This is a genomic window from Pseudomonas tehranensis, from assembly GCF_014268615.1.
Lineage (GTDB): Bacteria > Pseudomonadota > Gammaproteobacteria > Pseudomonadales > Pseudomonadaceae > Aquipseudomonas > Aquipseudomonas tehranensis.
On the sequence record NZ_JABWQV010000497.1, the window covers coordinates 1 to 541 of the forward strand.

The window sequence follows — 541 nt, forward strand, 5'->3', positions numbered from 1 at the left end:
GCGGGAGCAAGCTCCCTCGCCACAGGGGCTAAGCTATTGAGCAAGACTTAAGGAAATCCAACGATGGAAACGTTAACCGCGCTGAAGATCGCCCATGTCGTCGCCACGGTATTGCTCTTGGCGGGTGCCCTGGGGCTGGCCATCTGGGTCTGGAGGACGCGCCGCAACGGCGATGCCACGGCGGCCGCGCGCACACTGCAACGCCCGCGGGTGTTTGTCTGGCTGGTGATGGCCCTTGCGTTGGCGAGCCTGCCGTTCACGGGGTGGTGGATGGTGCACCAGATCGGCTGGCCACTGGGGCAGACCTGGTTGCTGGCTTCCAGTGTGCTCTACACCGTGGCGGCGCTGGCGGGTTTCTGGCTGTTGGTGCGGTTGAATAAACTGCGCAAGGCGCCTGGAGGTAGCGGGAAATTTACCTTTGCCTTGGCGCTGTTCAGTGTTGTCTGCTTTGTCGCCATTGCGGGGTTGATGGGAGCCAAGCCGGTTTAAGATTTAAAACCGAGTCGCCCCTATCGCGAGCAGGCTCGCTCCCACAGGAATT

1 protein-coding gene is annotated in these 541 nt (G+C 61.6%); it reads left to right on the forward strand.

Annotated features, from left to right (window positions below; all coding sequences use genetic code 11):
- Positions 1 to 63 precede the first annotated feature (63 nt).
- Positions 64 to 489, forward strand: a complete 426-nt coding sequence (locus HU811_RS27155) for a DUF2269 family protein (RefSeq protein WP_092402006.1) — start codon at positions 64 to 66, stop codon at positions 487 to 489.
- Positions 490 to 541: the final 52 nt, after the last annotated feature.